This window comes from Dysosmobacter sp. HCP28S3_G4 (assembly GCF_052065175.1).
Lineage (GTDB): Bacteria > Bacillota > Clostridia > Oscillospirales > Oscillospiraceae > Oscillibacter.
Map to the genome: position 1 here is coordinate 1 of NZ_JBQHUP010000014.1, position 16,060 is coordinate 16,060.

Consider the following 16,060-nt stretch of genomic DNA (forward strand, 5'->3'; position numbering starts at 1 on the left):
TACGATTCCACGATCCAGCTTCCCTCGTTCAAGCATCTTTCATCACCCATGCTTATTTTACCATATAAATGCGAAAAAGCCCAGCTATGCTCGACTTTTTCGACAGCCTGAGGGCGCCGGGAACATTCCCGGCGCCCTTGCTTCATTTACTGCCGCTCCTTTTTCAGCTTCCGGATGTCCTGGCCGAAGAACAGCAGGATCTGATACTCCCCCTCAATGCGGGAGGCCACCTGCTGGTAATACCGGCGGCTCAGGTCCTCCACGGACAGGTTCGTGCTGATGATGGTGCTCTTCCGGCCCATGAGGCGGGTGTTGACGATCTCATAGAAGGTGCTCTGGACGAAGTTGGTGGTCAGCTCCGTGCCTAAATCGTCCAGGATCAGCAGGTCGCAGTTCAGGACCCGGGTGACGTCGTCCGACGCCTCCTCGTCCTCCTCCCTGCCAAACTTCTGGACCTCGAACCGCTGGAAGATGTGGGCGGCGGTGTCGTACACCACGGAGCAGCCCTTCTCGCTGACCACCCGGGCGATGCAGGCGGACAGGAAGGTCTTGCCCAGGCCCGGCGCGCCGGTCAGCAGGAGATTACCGCTCTTTTCGTTGAAGTCGTAGGCGTAGTCCACGCAGATATCCCGGTTCCGCTCCATGTTCTTCCGGGGGGAGATGCCCGTCTGGGGGATCTCCTGGGTGGAATACCAGTCCAGGGAAAAGGTGTCGAAGCTCTGGCTGCCCAGGTCCAGCATCCGGCTCAGCTCCCGCTGCTGCTCCTGAGCATAATAGCGCCGGAGACAGCGGCACACCGCCTCTCCCCGGCGGCCCGTGTCGCCGCAGAGGGGGCAGGACGGCTTCTCCTCCAGATAGTCCGGCGGCAGGCCCAGGCCCCTCAGCAGGGACGCCCGCTCCTCCTGTAAGCTCAGATTCCGGTTTTTCAGCCCCTCGATGGCCGGACGGGGGTCCGTGCCTTGCCGCAGGGCCCCGGCGATGAGCTTGCTCATGGTGGCGTTCAGCTCCCGCTGGACCTCCCGCAGGCGGGGCTCCCGGCGGTAGACCGCCTCCGTCCGGAGACGGAACTCCTCCTGACGGCGGCGGCGGTCCTCCTCGAACCGCTGGGACGCCCGGCGCATGATCTTTCCGTCGTATGCCATGCCTTACACCTCCCTGTGCTTGTCCCGCTGCTGAATGTACTTCTTCATCCAGGACAGATCCTGATCCGGCTGGGTCCCGGCGGGGCGCTCCGAACGGGCAGGCTCCTTCCGGACGGCGGGGCGGTCTCCCGCCTCGATCTCCGCGGGTGTGTGGAGCCCTGCCTCATGCCACTTCTTCAGAATGCCGTTGAGATAGGGCCACTTCAGTTCCTGACAGCGAAGGATGGTCTTGTCGTAGGCCAGAGCCACGGCCTCCGGCCCAAAGCCCATGTCCTGCCAGGACAGGATGTACTTCTCCTCCGACGGGGAGGCGGGCCGCTCCGGCAGACGGAGCGCCGCCATGTACTGGGGCAGGCTCTCCTGCCGGGCGGCGTACCGCTTCAGATACGCCACTGCCGCCGTCTGGGTACCGATGCCCAGGCGGGCCCAGGTGTAGCCCTCCCGCTCGATCTGCCGCATACCGGGGCGGCGTCCCGGCCCCAGATGACGCTCCGTCTTCTCCACGCAGTGGCACACCAGCAGGTAGATCACATCCGCCGGAAGGCCCAGGTCATCCCACAGCCCCAGCAGCACGCCCATGCCCGGCGTGGTCAGGCGGCGGCCCAGCCGCCGCTCCACCTCGCCGGTGAGGCTCCGGAACTCCGCGCTGTGCTCCAGGCGCTGGGCCACATCGTCGGCGGTATACTCGGGACGGGTCTCCGCCGGCACGGGGGGCGCTTCCTCCTCCGCCGGAGCCACCAGCCGCAGCTCCCGGAGAATGCCCTCCGCCCGCTCGATGCGTTCCTTCTCCCAGCGCAGCTCGCCCGCCAGAGAGCGGGGCGGCACCGTGCCCTGATGGCGCAGCAGCGCCAGATACAGTAGCGCCGCGTCGCCGTCGCCCCGCTGCTCCAGAGCCCGCACCACCGTCACCGACAGCGTGACGCTCTCGTTCCCCGTGGGGAGCAGACAACCGGCCATATCCCCGCCTCCTCTCATGTTTGTGTCCCCTATTCTACACGAAATCCCACCGGAGGACAACTAAAATTATTGGCCGGAAGTTTTTGAAATTTTTCAGATTTTTGTGGCGTGTCCCCGGAGGATATGGTATACTGATAAATTGTAAAAATGGGTCATTGTGTCCGTTGGATTTTACAAAGGAGGCTTTTCGATATGGAAAACCGCGTCGTCGTCACCATCTGCGACCAGGATTACACCCTTGTCGCGGAGGAATCCGCCACTTATATGCAGAAGGTAGGCTCCTATGTGGGCCAGAAGATGGGCGACATCCTGAACACCGCCCACGTGGGTCGCACCGACGCCGCCGTGCTGACGGCGGTGAATCTGGCCGACGAGCTGTTCAAGGAGCAGGCCGCCTCGGAAAAGCTCCGGGTCCAGATCAAGGAGAGCCTGGACGAGGCCGCCAAGGCCCAGAGTGAGGTCAGCGAATTGAAGCGGGAGGTCTTCCGGCTCCAGCAGCGTCTGGACGGCCGGAACAACAATAATCACGGCGGGAACCGGACATGAGACCGGAACTCCTCTCTCCCGCCGGTTCTCCGGAGGCCCTCCGGGCCGCCGTCCAGAACGGCGCCGGGGCGGTGTATCTGGGCTGGGGCGATTTCAACGCCCGGCGGAACGCCAAAAACTTCTCCGACGAGGAGTTCGCCCAGGCCCTGACCTACTGCCATGAGCGGGGCGTCCGGGTCTTTCTGACCCTCAATACCCTTCTGACAGACCGGGAGCTGCCCCGGGCCCTGGAGACTGCCCGCATCGCCTGCCGCCTTGGCGTGGACGCGGTGCTGGTGCAGGACTGGGGTCTGTACCAGCTTCTGCGGCAGGCCCTGCCGGATCTGCCCCTCCACGCCAGCACCCAGATGAGCCTGTTCACCACCGGCGGCGCCAATGAGATGGCCGCGCTGGGCTGTGAGCGGGTGGTCATCGCCCGTGAGTGTTCCCGGGAGGACACCGCCGCCATCTGCCGGAGCTGTCCGGCGGAGGTGGAGGCCTTCGTTCACGGGGCGCTGTGCATGTGCTACTCCGGCCAGTGCGCCATGAGCGCCCTCATCGGCGGGCGCTCCGGCAACCGGGGCATCTGCGCCCAGCCCTGCCGTCTGCCCTACGGCGTGGACGGAAAGTGCGCCGGAGGCCATCCCCTCTCCCTGAAGGACAGCTGTCTGGCCGGGGAGCTGGACGCCATGGAGTCCATGAGGCTGGACTGTCTGAAGTTGGAGGGCCGGATGAAGCGGCCGGAGTACGTGGCGGTGATCACCGGTATTTACGCCCGGCTGCTGGAGGAGCATCGGAGGCCCACCGCCCAGGAACAGGCGGCGCTGGAGGCCGCGTTCTCCCGTGAGGGCTTCACCGACTGGTACTGGAAGGGCCGGAAGGGTCCCGGCATGTTCGGCACCCGGCCGGAGAGCGCCGCCGATCCCAAGGAGCTGTTCGCGGCGGCAAAGGCCGCCTATGAAAAAGAGGATCTCCGCACCGTGCCGGTGCGGTTCACCTGCCGCGTCTCTGCCGGAGAGGCCGTATCCCTGACGGCGGCGGACGACGACGGCCATACCGTCACCGTCACCGGCCCCGTGCCGGAAATTGCCCGGAATCGGGCCATCACGGCGGAGGATCTGGCCGCACGGCTGCAAAAGACCGGCGGCACCGCCTATCGCTGCGTGGATGCCGCTGTATCCGTGGAAGACGGTCTGTCTCTGTCCGCCTCCGCGGTCAATGGGCTGCGGCGGGACGCCCTGGCGGCCCTGTCCGCCGCCCGGACGGCAGTGCCGGAGCGCCGGGAATATCCGGTGGAGCCGCTGCCGGAGAAGGATTGTTCGTCGGACGCGCCGGAATTCACCGTTTCCGTTGCCCGGTGGGAGCAGCTCTCCCGGCCGCTGCTGGACCTCTCTCCCGCCCGGATCTATGTGCCGCTGGAGGAACTGGCGGCCCGGGACGCGCTGCCGGTATTTTCCGGGGAGTGGTGCGCCATCCTGCCCCGGGTCTGGCGGGACCGGGACGAGCCGCTGCTGAAAACCTGGCTGGAACAGGCGCAGACATTGGGCGTCACCGGCGTGCTGGCAGGCAATCTGGGCCACCTGTCCCTGGTGCGGGGCATGGGGTTCTCCGTTTACGGAGACTATGGCCTGAATGTGTTCAACAGCCGGTCCCTGGCTTTTCTCCGGGACCGGGGACTTGCCTCCGCCGCGGTATCCTTTGAGCTGCGGTTCGCCCAGATCCGGGACCTGCGGAAAATTCTGCCCGCGGAGGCCATCGTCTACGGGCGGCTGCCGCTGATGATCACGGAGAACTGTCTGGTGAAGAACGGGACCGGCTGCGCCCTGGACCGTCAGGGTCCGGCGGTGCCGGACTGCGGCGCCTGCCGCGGCGCCCACTTCCTCCAGGACCGCACCGGGGCCAGATTCCCCATGCTCCCCGCCTTCGGCCACCGGACGGAGCTGCAGAACTGCAGGCCTCTGTATCTCGGGGACCGTCCGGAGTGGAAGAAGCTGGGCCTCGCTTACGGGCGGCTGCGGTTCACCACAGAGACGGCAGAGGAATGCGTGCGGGTGTTTCAGGACTACCGGAACGGCACGCCTGCGCCAGGCCAGTTCACCCGCGGACTGTACGAACGGGGCGTTGAGTAATTCCGTTTTGTATAATTTTGTTTATATATTACAAATCGTTCTATTTCAGGAGTCAAATATGGAGACCATCAAAGTCAAATACTTCTCTGATGATATGGAGCCGCTGTGCTATGTGGACGGAAAATCCGACTGGATCGACCTGCACACGGCGGAGGAGGTCACGCTGAAAGCCGGGGAGTTCCGGCTCATTCCCCTGGGCGTGGCCATCGCCCTGCCGGAGGGCTACGAGGCCCACATCGTGCCCCGCAGCTCCACCTTCAAGAACTACGGCATTTTGCAGACCAATTCCATGGGCGTGGTGGACTGCTCCTACTGCGGTGACAACGACCAGTGGCGGATGCCGGTCTATGCCACCCGGGACGTGACCATTGAGAAGGGCGCCCGGATCTGTCAGTTCCGCATCATGAAAAACCAGCCTCAGCTGGAATTCCTGACCGTGGACCATCTGGACGGCCCCGACCGGGGCGGCTTCGGCTCCACGGGAAAATAAATTCTGCATATTAAAGGACGCGAATCATGGCTAAAATCGTATTGTGTTCCGGCTCCCCCCGGCGGCAGGAGCTGCTGCGCCGTATCGGCATCGAACAGTTCGACATCCGGGTCCCCCGGGTGGAGGAGACCTATCCCGCCGGGCTGAACCCCCGGGAGACGGTGGAGTATATTTCCCGGGAAAAAGCGGAGGCCGCCCGGCGGTTGTGCGCGGAGGATGAGATCTTCATCACCGCCGACACCATGGTCTTTCTGGACGACGCCCGGCTGGGCAAGCCCCATGACGAGGCCGACGCCCTGCGGATGCTGACGGCCCTCCAGGGCCGCCGACACACCGTCTGCACCGGCGTGTCGGTGGGACTTGGCAACCATCTGGAGACGGAGAGCGAGGCCACGGAGGTGGTCTTCCGGCCCGCCACGGAGGCGGAGCTGCGGGGCTATATCCGCACCGGCGAGCCCATGGACAAGGCGGGCGCCTACGGCGTCCAGGGCAAGGGTGCGCTGCTGGTAGAGGGCCTTCACGGCGATTTCTTCAACGTCATGGGCCTGCCGGTGCTGCGGCTGTCCCGGATGCTGGAGCGGTTCGGCGTATCTTTTTTTGATTAAGGCAACACCGCATCATGCAGCAAGAGCGGTTTGCGAGCAAATTTTGCGTCAGACAAAGGCGCAATTTTGCAGGAATACCGGGTGTATTTCAAAAAATTGCAACGCATGGATGGCGCAAAATTTCCGCAAGGCGCCGCCGATGCATTTGTGCAGTGCTGCCTTAAATACCGGCTGTCCGCCCCGGGGCGGACGGCGGCAAAACCTCCATAGGAGAGGTTTCCATTTGTTTTCGCGCCATGGGGCGCATGGAGGTCCGACTTGAAGAATTTTCTGAAACAACACGGCCTTTGGGTGCTGTTCGCCGTCGCGGTCATCGCGGTGGCGCTGGCCGTTATGTCCCTGTTCAGCACCACCTCCTCCCCGCTGATGAATCTGGCGGGCATCGTCACGTCCCCCTTCCGGGCGGCCTATACGGCGGTGGCCAACTGGTTCAATGAGAAACAGGACTATTTTGCCGACGTGCAGGCCCTGCGGGAGGAAAACCAGGCGCTGAAAAATCAGATCGCCAGCATGGAGGAGGATCTGCGGCAGGCCAAATCCGACAGCGAGGAGAACCAGCGGTTCCGGAAGCTGATGAACCTGCGGGAGAAGAAACGGGATCTGGGCGACCTGGAGCCCGCCCACATTCTGGAGCATTCCAGCACCAACTGGACCTCCTCCCTGACGCTGAATCAGGGCACGGAACACGACGTGGAGATCAACGACTGCGTCATCACCGAGGAGGGCTATCTGGTAGGCGTGGTATCCGCCGTGGGACTGAACTGGTGTACCGTCCTGACCCTCATTGACACGGACACCTCCCTGGGCGCCCAGGTCTTCCGGACGGAGGACATCGGTCTGGCGGAGGGAGATTTCTCCCTGATGGGCCAGGGCCTTCTGAAGCTGTCCCATCTTCCGGCGGGGACGGAGCTGCTGGGGGGCGACCTGGTGGTGACCTCCGGCCTGGGCGGCTACTATCCCTCCGGGCTGGTCATCGGCTCCGTGAAGGAAGTGCGGCTGGACGACTCCGGCGCCACCCAGTACGCCGTACTGGAGCCCTCCGCCAGGTTTGACGAGCTGGTGGAGGTCTTCGTGGTGAAGTCCTTCGAGATCGTCAGCTGACCATTTCCCCGAAAGGAGGCGGCCGCCTTGATCGGCAGGTCCGAGTTCTATATCAAATGGCTGCTCTACGGCGCGGCCACCTTCCTGATGCTGCTGCTCCAGGGCTTTCTGCTGCAATATCTGCGGATCTTCGGCGTCATGCCCTTTCTCTATCCCGCCCTGGCGGCGGTGCTGTCCATGTACGAGGGCGCCTTCGGCGGCACGGTGTACAGTCTGGTGCTGGGCGTCCTGTGCGACCTGACGCTGCCGGGACCCATCCCCTGCTTTTACACGCTGGTTTTCCCCGCGGCGGGTCTCTGCGCCGGGCTCCTCTCCAAGAGCTGGCTGCCCGCCGGACTGCCCTGCGCCCTGGCCGTCTCCGTGGTGGCCTTCGCCCTGACGGGGAGCTTCCACGCCCTGCTGCTGGCCGTCTCCGGCAAGGCCGCCTGGGCCGCCGCGGCGTCCACCGCTCTGCGGGAGACCGGCGCCACGCTGCTGTTCGTCCCTGTGGTGTTTCTGCTGTTCCGGAAGGTCTACCGGAAGTGCCACATTGACGACTGAGTTGATACAAGGAGTATCCCCATGCCTGAAAACGACAACAGACAAACCAATCCCCGCCGGCTCTATATTCTGGGCGGATTCCTGCTGGCGGTATTGGCCATCTATATCGGCGTTCTGTTTGACATCCAGTACAATCAGGGCGAGGAATATCTGGAGAAGTCCGTCCGCACCATCACCAGGACGGAAACCATTGAGGCCTCCCGGGGCGTCATCACCGACCGCAACGGGCGGGAGCTGGTGAGCAACCGGCAGACCTATGACCTGACCTTCGACACCAGCATGCTCAGCAAGGGCGACGACAAGAATCAGGCCATTCTGCGGCTCATCCAGCTGTTCCGGGAGCAAGGGCTGACCTGGGAGGACCATCTTCCGGTGAGCCGCACCGCGCCCTATACCTACACAGTGGACGAGGTCTCCGCCACCTACCGCGGCTGGTTCAACAGCTTCCTCCAGAAGAAGATGGAGCTGGTGTCCGCCGATCTCAAGAGTTCTGATCTCACCGCCGACATGCTGAACACCGCGGGCCTCTCCGCCAATCTGCTCGTCAAACTGATGCGGGAGAAATTCGACATCCCCTCCGGCTGGTCCGATGCTGACGCACGGGACGTGCTGGGCGTGCTGTACGAGCTGTCCATCCGGGAACTGACCTCCGCCTCCGCCTATGTGATGCTGGCGGATGTGGACACCGCCCTCATCGCCCTGCTCAACGACGGCAAATATCTGGGGGCCAAGGTGGTGGCCGCCACCGCCCGGCAGTATGAGACCACCTATGCCGCCCATATTCTGGGCATTGTAGGCGATCTCTCTCCGGAGGACAAGGAAAATCCGGACTATGCGGACTATCCGGGAGACGCCACGGTGGGCCAGAGCGGCGTGGAGCGGGCCTTTGAGAAGTATCTCCACGGCGTCAACGGCGTCCGCATTGTGTCCACTAACAGCGACGGCAAGATCACCGGCGAATACTATAAGGCCGAGCCCCAGCCCGGCAGCACCGTGGAGCTGACCATCGACCTGAATCTCCAGCAGTTCACGGAGGACGCTCTGGCGGCGGCCGTGGCCAGGATGAACGCCGAGGACGGCGATCTGACCCGGGGTGCCGCCGCCGCCGTGGTCCGGGTGGGCACCGGCGAAGTGCTGTCGCTGGCCTCCTATCCCACCTATGATCTGGCCACCTACCGCCGGGATTTCAACACCCTGCTGGCGGATCCCGGCACCCCCATGGTAAACCGGGCCACCCAGGGCCTTTATCCCCCCGGCTCCACGCTGAAGCCCCTGACTGCCGTGGCCGCTCTGGAGACCGGCACCACCACCCTGACGGAGAAGATCCGGGATACCGGCCGGTGGTATTATCCCAACGACACCTCTGGCAGCTATGCCAATTGCTGGTATCGTCCCGGCCACGGTCTGCAGAACCTCACCGAGGCCATCACCAACTCCTGCAACTACTTCTTTGCGGAGATGGGCTACCGCATGGGCATGGATACCCTGAAGGAATACCTCTCCGCCTTCGGTCTGGGCCAGAGCACCGGCATCGAGATCGGCGATAAGGCCGGTACCCTGCCGGAAAACGCCGCCGGTCAGAACCAGGCGCCCTGGGCCGCCTTCGGACAGGCCAACCAGCTCTATACCCCCCTCCAGCTGGCCAACTACATCGCCACACTGGTCTCCGGCGGCCAGCATTGCAGCGCCCATCTGCTGAAGGCCGTCAAATCCTACGACAACAGCGAGGTGCTGGCGGTGGGCGCCGGCGAGCCGGAAAACGTCATTGCCATCAGCGATTCCACCCTTCAGGCCGTGAAGACCGGCATGAAAAATCTGACCACCGGCAGCCTGGCCTCCTCTTTCCAGAACTGCGTGGTGGACGCCGGCGCCAAGACCGGCACCGCCCAGCTGGGCGGAAACAAGGCCAACAACGGCGTCTTCGTGTGCTTTGCCCCCTATGACGAGCCGGAGATCGCGGTGGCTGTGGTGCTGGAACATGGCGGCTCCGGCTCCGCCCTGGCCTCCACCGCCGTGGAGATCCTCAACGCCTATTTCACCTCGGGCGAAGCCGGGGCCATGATCCTGGGCGAAAACGAGCTGCTGCCCTGATCAAAACATCGCATCCAGCCCCGCCGCAGTTCGGGGACAACTGCGGCGGCTGTTTTTCAGCGCCTTTTTCCCGACGCCTTTCCGGAAAATCGCGCTCCGTTCCCCAGCCATCCCAATCCGAAAGGACTTTTGCAGATGAGTGAACCGTTTGTCTTTGATTCCCGCTGTGACCAGTGCAAGACGCCCTACGGCGCCGTGACAGCGGGAACCGCCGTGACCCTCCATGTCCGCCCCCTGGAACGGGAGAATTTCGACCACTGCGCGTTGATCTGCATCCATGAATTCGCCGAAAAGACCGTGGAGACCCAGCTGACCCGGACCGGCACGGACGGCGACCGTGTCCGCTTTTCCCTGACCTTTTCCGCCCCGGAACAGCCGGAGCTGATCTGGTACTACTTCCGCTTCTGGAGAAAGGATGGCTCCGGCTGCTTCCTGGACAAGACCGGCTACCGCAGCGAGGGCAATCCGGTGTGCTGGCAGCTGACGGTCTACAGCGACCATCTGGAGACGCCCTCCTGGTTCGGCGAGGGTATTACTTACCAAATATTTCCAGATCGTTTCTGCCGCCTGTCCATTCCCGATCCCAGGGGAATGGTGGGAAACCGGCGGGTCCACCGGCGGTGGTCCGATCATCCCCAGTGGCGGCCGGACCCGGACGGTGAGATCCGAAACCGGGATTTCTTCGGCGGCAGCCTGAAGGGCATCTGTTCCAAGCTGGATCTGCTGGAGTCCCTGTCGGTGTCCACGCTGTACCTGTGCCCCATTTTTGAGTCCGCCTCCAATCACCGGTACAACACGGCGGATTATCTCCATGTGGACCCCATGCTGGGCACGGAGGAGGACTTTACGGAGCTGTGCCGGGAAGCCCACAAGCGGGGCATTCGGGTAATTCTGGATGGCGTCTTCAACCACACCGGCTCCCAGAGCATCTATTTCAATGACGACGGCTTCTATCCCACGGTAGGCGCCGCCCAGAGCCAGGACTCCCCCTGGTATGATTGGTATCACTTCCATCCCTGGCCGAAGGACTACGACTCCTGGTGGGGCATCAAGACTCTGCCCGCCGTGGAGGAGAGTGCGCTCTCCTATGTGGACTACATTATCGAGAATCCCGACTCCGTGGTGCGGCACTGGCTCCGGGCCGGGGCCGACGGCTGGCGGCTGGATGTGGCGGACGAGTTGCCGGACTGGTTCATCGAAAGGGTCCGGGCCGTCATGGACGAGACGAAGCCCGGCTCCTTCCTGCTGGGCGAGGTCTGGGAGGACGGCTCCAACAAGATCGCCTACAGCCAGCGCCGGAAATATCTGCTGGGCAGCGAGACTCACGGTCTCATGAACTATCCCTTCCGCACCGCCGCGCTGGCCTGGCTTCAGGGCGGCGATGCCGGGAGCTTCCGGGACGCCATGGAGACGCTACGGGAGAACTATCCCCCGGCGGCGTTCTTCTCCGCCATGAACTTCCTGGGCACCCACGACACCGGCCGCATCCTGACAGTACTGGGCGCCCGGACCACTCCCGGCAGCAAGGCCGCCCGGGCCTCCTACCATCTGGATCCGGAGGAATACGCCCGGGGCGCCGCGCTGGTGAAGCTGGCTGCGCTGCTGCTGTTCACCTTTCCCGGCTCCCCCACCATCTACTACGGCGACGAAGCCGGCATGCAGGGCTTTGAGGACCCGCTGAACCGCGGCACCTATCCCTGGGGTAAGGAGGACGCGGTCCTGAAGGACTGGTACATTCTGCTGGGCCGGCTGCGCCGGGACCACGCTTCCCTGCGGCGGGGCGATCTGCAGTGGCTCCATGCTGAGGGCCGCTGCATGGCCTTCCGCCGTCAGGCGGACGGCAAGACGCTGACGGCGGTGCTGAACGCCGGGGATGAGTCCGTCTCCCTCTCCCTGCCCTGGGAGGGCCGGTCCTGCCGGGATCTCCTCTCCGGCCAGACGTTCCGTCCCAAGGACGGCGCGCTGTCTCTGACAGTGCCGCCCCGCAGCGGATATCTTCTGTTCTGAGCGTCGGATGCTCCGGATGTTTCACGTGAAACACTTCTTCTCTAATCTGTCGGGAGACCGTGCCGCGACATGGTTTCCCGGCAGATTTTTATAGGGCATGGTCTGTCTTTCCTCCGCCGGATAGGGTCTGGGACAGACGCGGTTTTCTTCAGGTAGTTACCGTGTTTCACGTGAAACAAATCATTCGATTTTTTTAGATTTTTTGTGCTTTCATTCTTGCATATGCTCTGTACTGTTGCTATAATGTTACATTGTGAGCAATATAACTAATCTGGAAAGCAGGTGCCCTTGTGGCAAAAACCGTAGCAATCGTCAATCAAAAAGGGGGCGTCGGAAAGACGACCACCTGTGTCAATCTGGCAGCAGGACTACAGGAGCTGGGCAAGCGTGTCCTGCTCTGCGATTTCGATCCACAGGCCAACTCCACCTCCGGCATGGGCGTGGACAAGACCGTCTCGCTGGGCGTCTACGACGTGATGATCGGCGAGGCCGAGACCCGGGACGCCGTGGTCCATACGAAGTTTGGCGATGTGCTTCCCTCCAACAAGGCTCTGGCCGGAGCCGGTATCGAACTGGTGGGCATGGAAAACCGGGAATTTCTCCTGCGGGACGCTCTGGCAAAGGTGAACGACCAGTACGACTTCATTTTCATCGACTGCCCCCCCTCCCTGGAGCTGCTGACTCTCAACGCCCTATGCGCCGCGGACTCCATTCTGGTGCCGGTGCAGGGAGAGTATTACGCACTGGAGGGCCTCAGTGACCTCATGAACACCGTCCGCATCGTGCGGCGGTCTCTGAACCCCAGACTGGAGCTGGAAGGCGTCCTGCTGACCATGTTCGATGGACGGACCAATCTGGCCCTCCAGGTGGCGGAGGAGGTCAAGCACTACTTCCCCGGCAAGGTCTACGCCACTGTGATTCCCCGGAACGTGCGTCTTTCCGAAGCTCCCAGCCATGGAAAGCCCATTTTCTCCTACGACCGGTCTTCCCGGGGTGCCGAGGCTTACGGCGCATTCGCAAAAGAGTTTTTGAAAAAGAACCCATCCTGATATCCGAAAGGAGCTCTGTCGACGATGGCAAGCAAAAAGCCCTCTGGCCTGGGCCGCGGCCTGGGCGCCCTGCTGGGTGACGACGTTTTGAAAACGGAGACCACCGGTGCCCTGTCGGTGCCCATCTCCCAGGTGGAAAGCTGTTCCTCCCAGCCCCGGAAGTATTTCGATGAAGCGGCGCTGGCGGATCTGGCGGCCTCTATCCGGGAACACGGCATTATTCAGCCGCTGACGGTGCGGAAGCTGTCCTCCGGATATTATCAGATCATCGCGGGTGAGCGGCGCTGGCGTGCCGCCCGGATCGCAGGGCTCAGCGAGGTGCCGGTCATCGTCATGGAGGCCGACGACCGAAAGGCCGCTGAGCTGGCCATGATCGAAAACCTCCAGCGGGAGGATCTGAATCCCATGGAGGAGGCCGCCGGTTATCAGACGCTGGTGGAGACCTATCACATGACTCAGGAAGAGGCCGCCAAGCGGGTGGGCAAATCCCGCAGCGCTGTGGCCAATTCCATGCGCCTCCTCTCCCTCTCCCCCGCTGTGCGGAAGCTGGTGGAGGACGGCTCCCTGTCCGCGGGCCATGCCCGGGCGCTGCTGACGCTGAATCCCTCCATGCAGGAGAGTACCGCCCGGTCCATTATTGCAGGCGGATTGTCCGTCCGACAGACGGAGGCGCTGGTAAAGCGGCTCACCGCGGAGAAGAAACCCGTCAGGACGCCGGATCCCCATGAGGTGGATTATGTGGCGGAGGCCCAGCGGGAACTGACCGCCCAGATGGGCCGCGGCGTGAAGATCGTCACCGGCCGGAAAAAAGGCCGCGTGGAGTTGGAATACTACGGAATGGACGATCTCAACGACCTGCTGGAGGCCCTGGCCCTCATCCGGCTCCGCCGGGAAAATGACGGGCAGTGATCTGGCCCCAATGAGAAAATCAGAAAGGAACTGTTCGGATTGAAATTGGAAAAACGCAGTGCGGGCGCTCCGGCGCAGGAACCCGCGTCTCAGGAACAAGCCCCGTCCGGCGGGAATAAAAAGCCCGTCATTGTCTATATCATGATCCTGTTCATCGTGGCGTTTCTGCTGATGGCCCTGTCTTTTGCCATGCACCAGCGGAGCAACAGCGTGGATATGGATGAACTGAAGGACAAAGTGGACGCCTTACAGGCCACGCAAGCCACGCAGGGGGAGAACATCCAGCTGCAGAACGATCTGAAGGTGGCCTACGAGGAAAAAGCCCAGCTCCAGAAAAACGTGGAGAGTCTGGAGGAGCAGCTGGCGAAAAGCCAGGAGGAGACGGAGTCCGCCAAAAAGCAGTATGAGGCCATGAACGCCTTTTATACGCTTCAGCAGCAATACGCCGCAGAGGACGATGCCGCCTGTCAGGAGACCATTGCCGCCATGGAAAAGGACGGACTGGACAAGCTGCTCCCCGCCGAGGCAACGACGGAGGGCATCGAATCTCCCGCTCAGCTGTATTTGGAGATCCGGGAGGACACGGCGGTACAGTGAGTGTTTCACGTGAAACACCCGCAGGCCACTAATCAACACGTACAACAAGATCCCATTCAAATATAATGAAGGAGAAATTCACACCATGCTGGATATCAGATTTGTCCGGGAAAACCCGGACGCCGTCAAAGAAAACATCAAGAAAAAGTTCCAGGACGCCAAGCTGCCCCTGGTAGACGAAGTCATTGAACTGGACGCCAAGCGCCGGGCCGCCATCGTGGAGGCCGATCAGCTGCGCGCGGACCGGAACCGGCTCAGCAAGCAGATCGGCATGCTGATGGGACAGGCCAAAAAGGACCCCTCCAAGCTGGCGGAGGCTGAGGCCGTAAAGAAGCAGGTCACGGACGAGGCTGCCCGTCTGGCGGAGCTGGAGAAGCTGGAGGACGAGCTGGAGAAGGAAGTCCACAAGCGGATGATGGTGATCCCCCAGATGATCGATGACTCCGTGCCCCTGGGTCCGGACGACTCCTGCAACGTGGAGGTGGAGCGGTTCGGCGAGGCCGTGGTGCCCGACTTTGAGATCCCCTATCACGTGGACATCATGGAGCGGTTCAACGGCATCGACATGGACGCCGCCGGACGGGTGTCCGGCAACGGCTTCTACTATCTGCTGGGCGACATCGCCCGTCTCCATGAGGCGGTACTGGCCTATGGCCGTGACTTCATGATCGGCAAGGGCTTCACCTACTGCATCCCCCCCTTCATGATCCACGGCAACGTGGTGGAGGGCGTCATGTCCCAGACGGACATGGACGGCATGATGTACAAGATCGAGGGCGAGGACCTGTACCTCATCGGCACCTCTGAGCACTCCATGATTGGCCGGTTCATTGACCAGATCCTGCCGGTGGAGAGCCTGCCCCAGACTCTGACCTCCTACTCCCCCTGCTTCCGCAAGGAGAAGGGCGCCCATGGCATCGAAGAGCGGGGCATCTACCGCATCCACCAGTTCGAGAAGCAGGAGATGATCGTGGTCTGCAAGCCCGAGGAGTCCAAAGAGTGGTACGAGAAGCTGTGGCGCTACTCCGTGGAGCTCTTCCGGAACTTCGATATCCCCGTCCGGCAGTTGGAGTGCTGCTCCGGCGACCTGGCGGATCTGAAGTGCAAGTCCTGCGACATCGAGGCCTGGTCTCCCCGCCAGCAGAAGTATTTCGAGGTCTGCTCCTGCTCCAACCTGGGCGACGCCCAGGCCCGCCGTCTCCGCATCCGCTACAAGGACGAGAACGGCAAGATGCAGCTGTGCCACACCCTGAACAACACCTGCGTGGCGCCTCCCCGGATGCTCATCGCCCTGCTGGAGAACAACCTTCAGGCCGACGGCAGCGTGAAGATCCCCGAGGTGCTGTGGCCCTACATGGGCGGCACTAAGGTGCTGATCCCCAAGAAGTAAGATGCATCCCAACGCCATCTTCCTGTGATCTTACCATGGTTTTCTGGATCTCTGGCGCTGCCTGCGGACAAACGAGTATCCGGATATCTTCCTGCACAACGTCCTCGGTCTCACCGGTGACAGCGCAGCGGCCCTCCTCCGCTCCCTGACGATCTGGGCAGGAGTTTACCTGCTGTGCGGAGTCCTCACTCTGCTCCTGCGGGGGATCCGGAAGCAGCGGCCTCTGGCGCAGAAGCCGCAGGCATAACGCCTCCCTCCCCTCTCCCTGTGGAAAACTGTGGCTGCATTGTTCAATGGCGGCGGATCACCGTCGGCTCTGCAGCGAATAGAGCGGATCAGAACGATACTAGGGTCCCATTTTCCCAATTCTATCGGCTCCATTGCTGTCTATAGCCTGTAGCCCTTGCGCTGCAATGGTTACAGAGCTTCCCGAATTGCGGGAACATCACCGGCTCTGCCGGTGGGGCCGCTTTGCCGCAGAACTGGCGCATCTGCCGGACCCGGAACCGGGCCCTGAGCAGGATAATC

The 16,060-nt window shown here is 62.7% G+C and carries 14 protein-coding genes; 12 read left to right on the forward strand and 2 right to left on the reverse strand.

All coding sequences use genetic code 11. The features are described from left to right. Nucleotides 1-146: 146 nt before the first annotated feature. A complete protein-coding gene (locus ACTNBU_RS05025; RefSeq protein WP_441031436.1) occupies nt 147-1,142 on the reverse strand; it encodes an ATP-binding protein in 996 nt (331 codons plus the stop codon). 3 nt (nt 1,143-1,145) lie between these two features. After that, the gene (locus ACTNBU_RS05030; protein WP_441031438.1) at nt 1,146-2,099 is read right to left on the reverse strand and encodes a DnaD domain-containing protein; all 954 of its coding nucleotides are present in this window, start codon (nt 2,097-2,099) and stop codon (nt 1,146-1,148) included. A gap of 192 nt (nt 2,100-2,291) precedes the next feature. Between ACTNBU_RS05030 and ACTNBU_RS05035 the strand changes: the two genes are divergently transcribed. The 12 genes from ACTNBU_RS05035 to serS all read left to right on the forward strand — a co-directional run bounded on the left by ACTNBU_RS05035 (nt 2,292) and on the right by serS (nt 15,532). After that, nucleotides 2,292-2,645 carry a cell division protein ZapA gene (locus ACTNBU_RS05035; RefSeq protein WP_441031440.1) on the forward strand — a complete coding sequence of 118 codons (354 nt, stop codon included), beginning with the start codon at nt 2,292-2,294 and terminating at the stop codon, nt 2,643-2,645. After that, nucleotides 2,642-4,753 carry a DUF3656 domain-containing U32 family peptidase gene (locus ACTNBU_RS05040; protein WP_441031442.1) on the forward strand — a complete coding sequence of 704 codons (2,112 nt, stop codon included), beginning with the start codon at nt 2,642-2,644 and terminating at the stop codon, nt 4,751-4,753. The genes ACTNBU_RS05035 and ACTNBU_RS05040 overlap by 4 nt, the downstream gene beginning before the upstream one ends. Nucleotides 4,754-4,811: 58 nt before the next feature. Continuing rightward, nucleotides 4,812-5,243 carry a dUTP diphosphatase gene (locus ACTNBU_RS05045; protein ID WP_441031444.1) on the forward strand — a complete coding sequence of 144 codons (432 nt, stop codon included), beginning with the start codon at nt 4,812-4,814 and terminating at the stop codon, nt 5,241-5,243. A 26-nt stretch (nt 5,244-5,269) separates the two neighbouring features. Then, nucleotides 5,270-5,848 (forward strand): Maf family protein, encoded by a 579-nt coding sequence (locus ACTNBU_RS05050; RefSeq protein ID WP_441031446.1) that lies wholly within the window; start codon nt 5,270-5,272, stop codon nt 5,846-5,848. A gap of 258 nt (nt 5,849-6,106) precedes the next feature. Beyond that, nucleotides 6,107-6,949, forward strand: coding sequence for a rod shape-determining protein MreC (mreC, locus tag ACTNBU_RS05055; RefSeq protein ID WP_441031448.1), 843 nt, complete (start codon nt 6,107-6,109; stop codon nt 6,947-6,949). Nucleotides 6,950-6,976: 27 nt separating this feature from the next. Further along, nucleotides 6,977-7,489, forward strand: a complete 513-nt coding sequence (locus ACTNBU_RS05060) for a hypothetical protein (protein WP_441031449.1) — start codon at nt 6,977-6,979, stop codon at nt 7,487-7,489. Between the two features lie 21 nt (nt 7,490-7,510). Further along, nucleotides 7,511-9,580 (forward strand): penicillin-binding transpeptidase domain-containing protein, encoded by a 2,070-nt coding sequence (locus ACTNBU_RS05065; RefSeq protein WP_441031451.1) that lies wholly within the window; start codon nt 7,511-7,513, stop codon nt 9,578-9,580. Nucleotides 9,581-9,715: 135 nt separating this feature from the next. Next, on the forward strand, nt 9,716-11,587 hold the full coding sequence (locus ACTNBU_RS05070) for a glycoside hydrolase family 13 protein (RefSeq protein WP_441031452.1): 1,872 nt from the start codon (nt 9,716-9,718) through the stop codon (nt 11,585-11,587). Between the two features lie 290 nt (nt 11,588-11,877). Further along, nucleotides 11,878-12,636, forward strand: coding sequence for a ParA family protein (locus tag ACTNBU_RS05075; RefSeq protein WP_441031454.1), 759 nt, complete (start codon nt 11,878-11,880; stop codon nt 12,634-12,636). 24 nt (nt 12,637-12,660) lie between these two features. Then, nucleotides 12,661-13,545, forward strand: a complete 885-nt coding sequence (locus tag ACTNBU_RS05080; protein WP_441031455.1) for a ParB/RepB/Spo0J family partition protein — start codon at nt 12,661-12,663, stop codon at nt 13,543-13,545. A gap of 141 nt (nt 13,546-13,686) precedes the next feature. Then, on the forward strand, nt 13,687-14,142 hold the full coding sequence (locus ACTNBU_RS05085; RefSeq protein ID WP_441031456.1) for a hypothetical protein: 456 nt from the start codon (nt 13,687-13,689) through the stop codon (nt 14,140-14,142). Nucleotides 14,143-14,227: 85 nt separating this feature from the next. Continuing rightward, complete coding sequence (gene serS / locus ACTNBU_RS05090; protein ID WP_441031458.1) at nt 14,228-15,532, forward strand: serine--tRNA ligase; 1,305 nt, start codon at nt 14,228-14,230, stop codon at nt 15,530-15,532. The last annotated feature ends 528 nt before the right edge of the window (nt 15,533-16,060 follow it).

Coding starts and splice junctions, on each gene's coding strand:
- ACTNBU_RS05035 (WP_441031440.1), top strand. CDS start 2,292: ATGGAAAACCGCGTCGTCGTCACCATCTGCGACCAGGATTACACCCTT.
- ACTNBU_RS05085 (WP_441031456.1), top strand. CDS start 13,687: ATGATCCTGTTCATCGTGGCGTTTCTGCTGATGGCCCTGTCTTTTGCC.
- ACTNBU_RS05030 (WP_441031438.1), bottom strand. CDS start 2,099: ATGGCCGGTTGTCTGCTCCCCACGGGGAACGAGAGCGTCACGCTGTCG.
- ACTNBU_RS05040 (WP_441031442.1), top strand. CDS start 2,642: ATGAGACCGGAACTCCTCTCTCCCGCCGGTTCTCCGGAGGCCCTCCGG.
- ACTNBU_RS05045 (WP_441031444.1), top strand. CDS start 4,812: ATGGAGACCATCAAAGTCAAATACTTCTCTGATGATATGGAGCCGCTG.
- serS (WP_441031458.1), top strand. CDS start 14,228: ATGCTGGATATCAGATTTGTCCGGGAAAACCCGGACGCCGTCAAAGAA.
- ACTNBU_RS05080 (WP_441031455.1), top strand. CDS start 12,661: ATGGCAAGCAAAAAGCCCTCTGGCCTGGGCCGCGGCCTGGGCGCCCTG.
- ACTNBU_RS05050 (WP_441031446.1), top strand. CDS start 5,270: ATGGCTAAAATCGTATTGTGTTCCGGCTCCCCCCGGCGGCAGGAGCTG.
- ACTNBU_RS05025 (WP_441031436.1), bottom strand. CDS start 1,142: ATGGCATACGACGGAAAGATCATGCGCCGGGCGTCCCAGCGGTTCGAG.
- ACTNBU_RS05065 (WP_441031451.1), top strand. CDS start 7,511: ATGCCTGAAAACGACAACAGACAAACCAATCCCCGCCGGCTCTATATT.
- ACTNBU_RS05070 (WP_441031452.1), top strand. CDS start 9,716: ATGAGTGAACCGTTTGTCTTTGATTCCCGCTGTGACCAGTGCAAGACG.